Source organism: Castellaniella sp. (assembly GCF_034007085.1).
Classification (GTDB): Bacteria; Pseudomonadota; Gammaproteobacteria; order Burkholderiales; family Burkholderiaceae_B; genus Castellaniella.
The window spans coordinates 1-9572 of sequence record NZ_JAVERO010000080.1 but is presented as its reverse complement, the minus strand read 5'-3'; the positions used below and the strand labels follow the sequence as shown (position 1 = coordinate 9572).

General features: G+C 60.7%; 9 protein-coding genes. 5 read left to right on the top strand and 4 right to left on the bottom strand.

Going from position 1 to position 9572, the window contains the following annotated elements:
* From RBR29_RS08085 to RBR29_RS08065, 5 genes are all read left to right on the top strand, one after another.
* Positions 1–356, top strand: a 356-nt coding sequence (locus tag RBR29_RS08085; RefSeq protein ID WP_320348485.1) for an iron chelate uptake ABC transporter family permease subunit, incomplete at its 5' end; no start/stop codon positions are given.
* Positions 356–1183: an ABC transporter ATP-binding protein gene (locus RBR29_RS08080; protein ID WP_320348483.1), complete on the top strand. Its 828-nt coding sequence runs from the start codon at positions 356–358 to the stop codon at positions 1181–1183. The genes RBR29_RS08085 and RBR29_RS08080, both read left to right, overlap by 1 nt.
* Positions 1184–1187: 4 nt before the next feature.
* Positions 1188–3458: a TonB-dependent receptor gene (locus RBR29_RS08075; protein WP_320348482.1), complete on the top strand. Its 2271-nt coding sequence runs from the start codon at positions 1188–1190 to the stop codon at positions 3456–3458.
* Between the two features lie 13 nt (positions 3459–3471).
* Positions 3472–4494, top strand: a complete 1023-nt coding sequence (locus RBR29_RS08070) for an ABC transporter substrate-binding protein (RefSeq protein WP_320348480.1) — start codon at positions 3472–3474, stop codon at positions 4492–4494.
* Positions 4495–4553: 59 nt separating this feature from the next.
* The gene (locus RBR29_RS08065) at positions 4554–5591 is read left to right on the top strand and encodes a methyltransferase (RefSeq protein ID WP_320348478.1); all 1038 of its coding nucleotides are present in this window, start codon (positions 4554–4556) and stop codon (positions 5589–5591) included.
* A gap of 5 nt (positions 5592–5596) precedes the next feature.
* Here the strand turns inward: RBR29_RS08065 and modD are convergent, their stop codons facing one another.
* The 4 genes from modD to RBR29_RS08045 form a co-directional block, all read right to left on the bottom strand.
* Positions 5597–6457 carry a ModD protein gene (gene modD / locus RBR29_RS08060; RefSeq protein ID WP_320348476.1) on the bottom strand — a complete coding sequence of 287 codons (861 nt, stop codon included), beginning with the start codon at positions 6455–6457 and terminating at the stop codon, positions 5597–5599.
* A 176-nt stretch (positions 6458–6633) separates the two neighbouring features.
* Positions 6634–7302: a 7-cyano-7-deazaguanine/7-aminomethyl-7-deazaguanine transporter gene (locus RBR29_RS08055; protein WP_320348475.1), complete on the bottom strand. Its 669-nt coding sequence runs from the start codon at positions 7300–7302 to the stop codon at positions 6634–6636.
* 183 nt (positions 7303–7485) lie between these two features.
* On the bottom strand, positions 7486–8526 hold the full coding sequence (gene dmpG / locus RBR29_RS08050; RefSeq protein ID WP_320348474.1) for a 4-hydroxy-2-oxovalerate aldolase: 1041 nt from the start codon (positions 8524–8526) through the stop codon (positions 7486–7488).
* An 11-nt stretch (positions 8527–8537) separates the two neighbouring features.
* Positions 8538–9452, bottom strand: a complete 915-nt coding sequence (locus RBR29_RS08045) for an acetaldehyde dehydrogenase (acetylating) (protein WP_320348472.1) — start codon at positions 9450–9452, stop codon at positions 8538–8540.
* Between the last annotated feature and the right edge of the window lie 120 nt (positions 9453–9572).

Here is a 9572-nt window from a genome sequence, read left to right as displayed (position 1 = left end):
TGGATGTCCTGTCGATGGGCGATGACGAGGCGCGTGCGCTGGGGGTGCCTGTCGCAGCCGCACGCCTGGTCATCATCGTCGTTGCGACGTTGATTTCCGCCATGACGGTCTCCATCGCCGGCATGATCGGATGGGTTGGCCTGATTGTGCCGCATATCGCGCGGCTGCTGGTGGGGCCAGGCAATGCCTGCTTGCTGCCAGCATCCGCAGGCCTGGGCGCAGCCTTCTTGCTGCTTGCGGACAGCATTGCGCGCAATGCCCTTGCGACAGAAATTCCGATCGGGATTGTCACGGAATTGATCGGCATTCCAGTCTTTTTGCTGGTGCTGAGCCGGGTGCGGCGAGGGTGGGTCTGATGCTGACGGCATGCGGGATTCACTTTGCCTATCGTGGCCGGCCGGTCCTTGCCGGCGCGGACCTGTCCGTCGCACAGGGCGAATTGGTCTGCCTGCTGGGCGGCAATGGGGCTGGCAAGAGTACGCTGCTCAAAATCATGCTGGGCCTGCTGCAACCGGCGCAGGGCACGGTGCGGATCGGCGAACGGTCTTTGTCCAGCATGTCTCGTCGAGAGACGGCGCGTCATGTGGCGTATGTGCCGCAGGTCCATGCAGCGCCTTTTCCCTATACGGTGCGGGATGTCGTGTCCATGGGCCGTTTGTCATCTCGAGGGTTGCTGCATGCGCCAGATCGGGTGGATCGATCAGTCGTCGAGCGTGTGCTGGATCTGATGGACATTTCCCGGCTGGCAGACCGCGTGTATACGGAAATCTCGGGTGGAGAACGCCAGCTCACCCTGATTGCCCGTGCGCTGGCCCAGGAAGCCGCTTTGTTGATCATGGACGAGCCGTTGGCGGGGCTCGACTATGGTCACCAGGTGCGCCTGCTGGCCCGCCTGGAAGGCCTGGCAGCCAAGGGCTACGGCGTACTCATGACCACGCATGACCCTGGCCAGACACTGACCAGCTGTCGGCGCGTGGCGCTGTTGGACAAGGGGCGCATCATCGGCGATGGCCCTCCTGCCGAGGTCATGACGCCCGCCGCCCTGATGATGCTCTATGGCGTTGCCGTCGATCTGCTGCGGGATGCTCAAGGGCGAGGCATTGCATTTCGGCCGACGGCACAGGCCGAAGGCGCTCTGTTCCATTCCGACTCGTTTCAATCAAGGAGTTCCACCGATGGATGACTGTATGCAAGGCCGTCGTGCGGTGCGGCCGCACGTGCCAATGTGCCGGCTCGGCGGCCGGCCACGCTTTTCCCCTGGATATCCCCTGCTGTGGGCAGTTCTCATGGCGCCTGCATCGGTCCTGGCGCTTGAGGCCGCGCCAGTACTGGATCCGATCCGGATCGAGGCGGATCAGGTCCGGCAGGAGTCCAGTGTGGGGGCCCGGGAAGTCGTGGCTCGGGAAAAGATCCAGACGTTCCACAATCAGGGCATGACCAATGCCTATCAAGCCATCTCGCTCGAGCCCGGCGTGGACGTGCGCTACAACGATCCGACCGGGACGAATGCCAAATACATGATCCGGGGCAATTCAAGCCGAGGGCATGCCTTGATTCTGGAGGGGCTGCCGATCAAGGGCATCGGGATCGGTCAGCCCATCTCTGACATGCTCGACATGGAGAACGTCGAGTCCATCGCAATCGAAAAAGGCGCCATTCCGGCCAATGGGAATTTCGGTTTCGGCAGCTTGATCGATATGCGTTTCATGCGGCCATCGAATCAGTTCTCATTCGATGTGAAGCAGATATTCGGTTCACATGACTTCAGCAAGACTTTCGTCCGCATGGATACGGGGGACCTGGGCGGCGGGGTCAAGGCTTTTGTCTCCGGGTCTGTGGCGAAAACCGACAAATTCAAGGGGCCCGGAAAAGGACTGGATCGGGAAAACTTCACCTTCGGGATTACAGGCGGTTCACCACAAGGGGTCGAATGGGAACTCTTCGGTATCTACAATGGTGAAAAGCGGCATCTTTACAAGGGCCTCAATTATGCGCAGACAGGCGATCTGGATGCCAATTGGGATCGGGACTTCAATTCGTTGAAGACGGGCATCGCATCTCAGGACATCAACTATTACGCGTACAACCGGGAAAACTATCGCGTGTCCACGATCCTCGGGAAGCTGAAAATTCCCGTCGGGCGCGACGCGACCTTGACCTTTCGGCCCTATTTTCTGAACGACCGGGGGTATGCCTACGGGGGGAGCAGCCAGGTTCTGGTCAATTCCAAGCCGCAAAAAAACGTGATCGTCGAATCGCTGCTCGATCACAATACGTTTGGCGCCGTCCTGGAATATGAAAAGAAATGGAAGGACTCTCGCCTCAATATCGGCTATTGGCATGGGGAACACGAGCCGCCAGGGCCGCCGACTGCCCGCAAGGCCCGGGATACCGACCTGAACTTCATTGGTTGGGTCAATCTTTATGGTGTGGGCTGCCGGCATCGATTTGATGTGCCGTACATCGCTTTCTCGCAGGGCTTTGGCAACACCGTCCTTGATCTTGGGCTGAAGCACCTGACGCTGGCGACGGCTGAATACATCAGCTATGACACCACAGGGATCGGGGATGTGAGCTATGGCGCCGCCAAGGACCAGGCCCGAGGCGTGGATTTCAGGCTGCCGTCCAATACCTATACGGTATGGCTCCCCAGCGTGGGCGTCACGCATGATCTGGATGCCGTGTCTTCCATTCGGGCCAGTTATGGCAGAAATTACGATATGCCTGAAATTGGCTGGGCCAGCAGGGCGGGCAATCTGTTCAAGCAATTGGGCAATGATGAGGGGACGCTGCAGGACCTGTGGGCATCGCGCATCAGGCCGCAGGAATCCGATGACTTTGACCTGGACTACCGTTACGCATCCGACAGGTTTGCATTCACGGCCTCGCTTTACTACAAGCGGTTGAAATACATCAGTACCAATGTCTATGATCCGTCCGTCAACCTGTCCTATTCGCAGAATTCGGGCGATGGCCGTTCGTATGGGGTGGAATTCGGGTCAAGCTACAAGGCGCTGGATAACTTGAGCATCAATCTGGCGCTCAGCTACAACCAGGCCTCGTTCACCTCTGATATCCAGACGGGGGCCAATGCCGTGGTCGCAGCCAAGGGCAAGCAACTGCCGGATCGTCCGAAATTCTATGGCAACCTGTCCGCCGTCTATGACCTGCACGGTTTTCGGATTGTGCCGGTGGTGCGCTATTTGGGAAAGCGCTATGCAGATGTACTGAACCAGTACAGTGTCGATGCCACGTGGCTTGCGGATCTGTCAGTCATGAAAGACGTGGCCCTGGGGGGTGGACACAGAATGCGGTTTTCGCTGGGGGCGATGAATCTTTTCGACAAGAAATACATTGCCACCATCTCTACGTCTGATGTCAATACCAATCAGGGGGCTCCGACATATCTGGTCGGTGCGACGCGCAGCGTATTTGCATCAATGCAGTATACGTACTGACATGAGAACTCGTATGGGGGTGCTGCCTGCTGCGTGGGTTGCGGGGTTGATGCTTGCGCTGTCTGTTGGGGCAGTGCAAGCGACCGAGTGCCGCCGTGTGGTCAAGGATGCAGCCGGCCTGTCTGTCTGCGTGCCGGAACGCATCGAGCGGATTGCCATCACTTGCTACGGTGGGGCGATTCAGGAAATCGCGGTGTTCAAGGGCGGTGACAGGGTGATCGCTCAGCCCGGTGTGGAATCATTCCCGCAGTTCGCGCGGATGTTTCCCGAACTCGGGGCCTTGCCGGATGTGGGATCGTTCAGCAACGTCAACCTCGAATCCTTGCTGACGGAACAGCCGGACATGGTCTTCGCCAGCGTGTTTTCTGCTCAGACCAATGACAGGATCAAGGCGCTCGGCATCCCGGTGTTCACATTGGGAACCGGGCGTCAGGATATCCAGACCATTCTCGATGAATTCGGACAGGTCGGCACGCTGTTGGGGAAAGAGGATCTCGCTCGCGATCTGGTGTCGTATTGGCATGAACGTCTGACGCTGATCCGGTCCCGGACGGCTGGTTTCGAGACGCCCAAGCGAGTGCTTTATCTTGGCGGGTCAGGGGGGACGGAAAACCGGCGCGGGTGGGGGGATGCGTTCATCACGGCGGCCGGGGGAATCAATGTGGCCCGTGATACCGAAACGCAAGGTGTGGTTGCGGCGGAGCAGGTCCGTCTCTGGAATCCCGATGTCATCATTGCTTCGATGAATGACAAGAGCCGTGTTTCGGCCGCAGCCATCAGAACTCAGGCCGCCTATCGCCAGGTCCAGGCGGTGGTCGCTGGGCAGGTTCATGCCGCCCCTATTGGCGGTTTCTGGTGGGATCGGCCCTCTCCCGAAGCCATCCTGGGTATTTTGTGGTTGAGCAAGATCCTGTACCCGGAGGTGCTGGAGGACGTGGATCTGGCGGCAGAAACCCGGCTGTTTTTTTCCCGGTTTTATGGATATGCGCTGCCGGATGCGGAATATCAACGGTTTTTTGAACCGGCAGCACAATGAGAGGGCGGGCAGCGGTGGCGTGTTCCTACCTCTTTCGTTCAGTCAGAAAGGAGTAGAGGATGAATGAACAACGGGTCTTGATGAATCTTCGTTGTCCGGCAGGCGTAGAAGTCATCGACGATATGCTCGAAGGGCATCAGCGCTATCAGGTGCTGCTGTCGTCTTTGGATCTGGGGCTGTATGACTTTCTGGCGGCCAGGGGGGCGAGTCCACGGGATGAAATTGCGGATGCGCTTGGAATCAATGGACTGTTTATCCGGGATTTTCTGGGCGTGCTGGTAGAGGCGGGTTTCCTCTGCCTGGAGGACGACAGATATCGCAATAGTCATCTGGCGACAGCTTTTCTCGTGTTCGACAGTCCGTTCTATCAGGGTGATGTCATCCGCAATGTGACCAGGAATTCGTTCTGGAACGACCTGACCGCTGTATTGTCTGGCAACGAAACCAAGCGAGGTCCGGGTGGACCCAGCCCGGGGTTCATTGCGGCGCTGGGGCAAAAGGCCTTGCGAGGGGATTTGCAGTTTCTGGTCCAGACCGTTGCGGGCGGGAAGGATTTTGGCAAGGCCCAGCGAATTCTCGATGTGGGTGGGGGGCATGGCCTGCATACGATCGCTTTGTGCCAGGTCAATCCACAGTTGCAGGGGGTCGTGCTGGATCAGGCCGGTGTCGTGGAAACGACTCGGCGCTACATTGCCGTGTATGGCCTGGAGGACAGGGTTACCGCTGTGGTTGGCGACATCCAGGATGATTCGATCGGCTCCGGCTATGACATCGTGCTTATTTCGCACTTGCTGTACAAGTTCCGGAAAAATCTGGGGCAGATCTTCGACACCGTGCGCGCCAGTCTTGTTCCTGGAGGGCTGTTCGTCAGCAACCATTGGTTTTGTGCGCCGGGCTGCATCAGCGATGGGCGATCCGTGCAGTCGCTTGCCAAGACACTGCAGAGTCTCAGGCATCCACTGTGCCGGGAAGAAGAATTCGACGCGCTGTTCGAGGCAAAGGGCTTTGATGTCATCGCCACGGTGCTTGCGCCGGCCACGCATGGATCGACGCGCCTGCAGCTGGCGCAAAAGCGCGCGGCAGAACCGTCGCCCTGAGCCGCTTATTCGCGCTGGATGTTCACACCGATGTCCGCCGGCGGACCAAAATAGAGACTGCTGGTGACCAGGGCGTCCACGCCGGTGTCGGCATAGGCGGCAGCATTGTCCAGATGGATGCCGCCTGCGGCGAGCAGGCGCAGGTGTGGCCACTCGGTGCGCAGGCGTGGGCACCACTGCGCCAGCTGTGCGGCACCGACCTTGTCGAACTGCACGGCATCGGCGCCACAGCGGGCGGCTTCGCGGGCCTCTTCGTAGGAACCGGCTTCGATCACGATTTTCTTTTCGACCAGATGCTTGCGGTGCCGGGCCAGCGTCTGGCGCACATCCTTCCAGCCGCCCGGCATCAGGGCGCGATGCTGGGGGAAGATCAGCACGGTCTCGGACAGGCCCAGCCGATGAGGAAATGCGCCTCCGGCCAGGACGGCTTTCTGTGCCACGCGGCGCAGCCCCGGCGGATGCTTGCGGGTCGTCAGGATACCCACGTCGGGGTTGGCCAGGGCGACGATGTCCACCATGGCGCGCGTGCGCGTGGCGATGCCACAGGCGTATTCGAGCAGGTTCTGGCCGACCTTCCAGCAGTCCAGCAGGGCCTGGGCCGTGCCCTGGGCCGCGACGATTTCTGTGCCGGGCGTGACGCGCTGCCCGCTGGGCAGGCAGTGGGTCACCACGCCGCCTTGCAGGGAGGCCATGCGCGCGACTTCTTCGGTGCAGGCAAGCGTCATGGGCTGGCGCGCCACCCAAGCGATCCTGGCGGGCTGCGTCCCGATTTCCAGCAGCGTGCTGGTCAGGTCAAAAAAACCGACATCTTCAGCCAACCAGGCGTCCAGTGTCGAGGCTTCGAAGAAAACGGGGGGGGCGACCATGATTCCGGTTCCGATGAAAAAGTCGATCGGAGTCGCCGCTGCGCCCAGGCGGGCAGCGAGCTGGCGGGCAACGAAATATACTTTACTTTATATCGATGTTTCCCGCGCACGCCAGTGCTGGCGCGGCGTGGTGCATTGTGGCCCGGGCAGGCGCCTGGCCGGTGCCATGCAGCAGGTCATGCCGCAGCGGGCAGGGTATCGCGCTGCCGCATGAAGCGAATGATCGCGTTCAGGGCGACGCCATACATCGGCACGAACAGCAGCAGACTGACGGTCAGTTTGATGGCGTAGTCCACGGCGGCGATTTCACCCCAGTGGGCGGCCATGAAGGGGTTGTCGCTGCGCCAGAAGGCGATGCTGAAAAAGGCCACTGTGTCCAGTGCCTGGCCCAGCACGGCGGATGCAGCCGGTGCGACCCACCATTGCACGTAGCTGCGCCGCATGCGGTCGAACACGTGCACGTCCAGCAGCTGGCCCAGGACGTAGGCCGCGAAACTGGCAAAGGCGATGCGGAACACAAAGGTGTTGAATTCGCTCAGGGCGCCGAAACCGTTGAAGCGGCCTTCGTGGAACAGCACCGACACCATGTAAGAGACGAACAGCGCCGGGATCATGGCGCGCAGGATCACCCGGCGTGCGGGGGCCTTGCCGATCAGGCGCACGGTCAGATCGGTGGCCAGGAAAATGAAGGGAAAGCTGAAGGCGCCCCAGGTGCTGTGGAAACCGAACAGATCGACGGGCAGTTGCACCAGATAGTTGCTGGCGATGATGACCAGGATATGGAATGCAACCAGCAGGGCGAGCCAGAACGATGTCCGCGAGGGCGGGACCGGAATGGAGTTCATGTGGGCCTTTTTGATGGATGGGGTGAGGGAACCCATGGATGAGGGCAATGCGAACACGCATTATACGCTGGGCCACCCCCGGCCTGCTGTACATAGCGTCTCGATCCCCCCAGCGGGCCGACCCGGCAGCGGGCATGTTGAACGCTGCCGAGGTTCTGACCGTCGGGTGGGAATGGACCTGCGTCAGGCGCTGGCGGCCTGTGCCTGGCGTTGGGCTCGCAGGGATAGTGCCGTATCCTCGATCATGTCTTCCTGACCGCCGACCATGCCGCGTCGGCCCATCTCGACCAGGATCTCGCGGGCGGGCACGCCGTATTTCTGTTCAGCTCGCTTGGCAAACAACAGAAAGGATCCGTAGACGCCGGCATAGCCCAGGGTCAGGGCATCACGGTCGATGCGGATCGGGAAATCCATCATCGGCACGACCAGCTCCTCGGCGACATCCTGGATCTTGAATACATCGACATCGGTCCGGATCTGCATCAGGTCCAGGACGGCCACCAGGACTTCCATGGGGGTGTTGCCCGCACCGGCGCCCAGGCCAGCGCAGGCGGCATCGATGCGGGTGGCGCCGGCCTCGATGGCGGCGATGCTGTTGGCCACCCCCATGGCCAGGTTGTGGTGGCCATGGAACCCCAACTCAGTTTCCGGTTTCAGTGCATCACGCACGGCCTGCAGGCGTGCGCGCACGGTCTCGGGCAGCAGGTGGCCGGCCGAATCGGTCACGTAGATGCAGTTGGCTCCGTAGCTTTCCATCAACTGGGCTTGACGGGCCAGGCCTTCGGGGCTGTTCATGTGGCTCATCATCAGAAAGCCCACAGTGTCCATGCCCAGGCGTCGGGCTTCGGTGATGTGCTGTTCCGATACGTCGGCTTCGGTGCAGTGGGTGGCGACACGGATGGTGTGCACACCCAGGCCGTGTGCCATGCGCAGGTGATCGGTCGTTCCGATGCCGGGCAGCAACAGGGCGGAGACCTTGGCCTGCTTGACGACGGACAGCACGGCTTGCAGGTATTCTTCGTCCGAATGTGCCGGAAAGCCGTAATTGACAGATGCGCCGCCCAGGCCATCACCGTGGGTGACTTCGATCAGTGGTATTCCAGCGGCGTCCAGGCCGGCGGCCACGGTGCGCATCTGCTCCAGGCTGATCCGGTGCTGTTTAGGATGCATGCCGTCGCGCAGGGTCATGTCGTGCAGCGTGATTTTCTGGCGTTCTTGAGTCATGGTGTGGTTCCTCAGAGGGCGGCAGGGGTAGTCTGGGCTGCGCCCTGCAGCATGTGTTCGGCCATCAGTTCGGCGGTGCGGGCTGCGGCGGCCGTCATGATGTCCAGGTTCCCCGAATATTTCGGCAGGTAGTCGCCCAGGCCCTCGATCTCCAGGTAGACCGATACGCGTCGGCCGTCGAAGACCGGGCCGTTCACCAGTCGATAGCCGGGGACATACTTGCGCACTTGTTCGAGCATCTGGTGGATGGATGCCGTGATTGCAGCCTGGTCGGGTTCGGTGGTCGTCAGGCAGTGCACGGTGTCGCGCATGATCATTGGCGGCTCGGCGGGGTTCAGGATGATGATGGCCTTGCCTTGTTTCGCGCCGCCCACCCGTTCAACCGCACCGGCTGTGGTGCGGGTGAATTCATCGATGTTCTTGCGGGTGCCTGGCCCTGCCGAACGCGATGATACGGTCGCCACGATTTCGCCGTATTCCACTGGCTGGACGCGTGAAATGGCGTACACCATCGGAATGGTTGCCTGTCCGCCGCAGGTCACCATGTTGACGTTCTGTTGATCCTGGCCGACCAGTTCGGCCAGATTGACTGGTGGCACGCAGTAAGGGCCAATGGCAGCAGGTGTCAGGTCGATCATGCGCACGCCCAGCGCGGTGAGCTTGTCGGAATTGGCCTTGTGGACATAGGCGCTGGTGGCGTCGAAAGCAAAGCGGATGCCGTCTTCCAACACATGGGGCAGCAGGCCGTCGACGCCCTGGTCGCTGGTTTTCAGCCCCAGATCCCGGGCGCGTTTCAGACCATCCGATTGCGGGTCGATGCCGACCATCCAGACCGGTTCGATCCAGCGGCTGCGCATCAGCTTGGCCAGCAGATCAGTGCCGATATTGCCGGGGCCGATGATGGCGGCCCGTAGTTTCTTTGTCATGGCGAACTCCAGATTGTTCGAGCGTGAAATTAGGGTCATGGGAGGCGCGCTCATTTGCCCATGAGACTCAGGGGTGCCAGCGACAGTGGCGGCACGTAGGTGATCAGCAGCAGCACGACC